The sequence below is a fragment of the Oceanospirillum linum genome, from assembly GCF_001995095.2.
In the GTDB taxonomy this organism is placed as follows: domain Bacteria; phylum Pseudomonadota; class Gammaproteobacteria; order Pseudomonadales; family Halomonadaceae; genus Oceanospirillum; species Oceanospirillum linum.
Window position 1 is genome coordinate 1 of record NZ_MTSD02000090.1, and the last position, 444, is coordinate 444.

The 444-nt window shown below is 40.3% G+C and carries 1 protein-coding gene; it reads left to right on the top strand.

The window, feature by feature from the left end; genetic code table 11:
* Positions 1–38: 38 nt before the first annotated feature.
* Positions 39–444 (top strand): radical SAM protein (locus BTA35_RS16770; RefSeq protein WP_202931307.1); only part of this gene is annotated, 406 nt, incomplete at its 3' end.

Consider the following 444-nt stretch of genomic DNA (forward strand, 5'->3'; position numbering starts at 1 on the left):
CTAATGGCTGTAGTTGGAATCAGTGTACATTTTGTGAAATGTACACTGATCCTCAGAAGAAGTTTTATGCTCGTAAGGAGCAAGATGTATTAAACGACATTAATCAAGCCCGTCAACAGCTTGTAGGTGTCCATAAAGTTTTTCTAGCAGATGGCGACGCTATGGTTTTATCAACCCGTCGCCTCAGTGCTATTTTAGATGCGCTCAACGAAGCTTTTCCTGAGTTAACTAGAGTAGGTGCTTATTGCTTACCTAGAAATATTGCGAATAAGACAGTAGAAGAGCTAGTAGAGCTAAAAAACAAAGGGCTCTCTATTTTGTATGTTGGTATTGAATCGGGTGATGACGAGGTTCTGAAGCGTATTCAGAAAGGCGAAACAGCTGAATCAACCTACAATGCGGTCACTAAAATTAAAAAAGCAGGGATCAAAACGTCAGTAATGG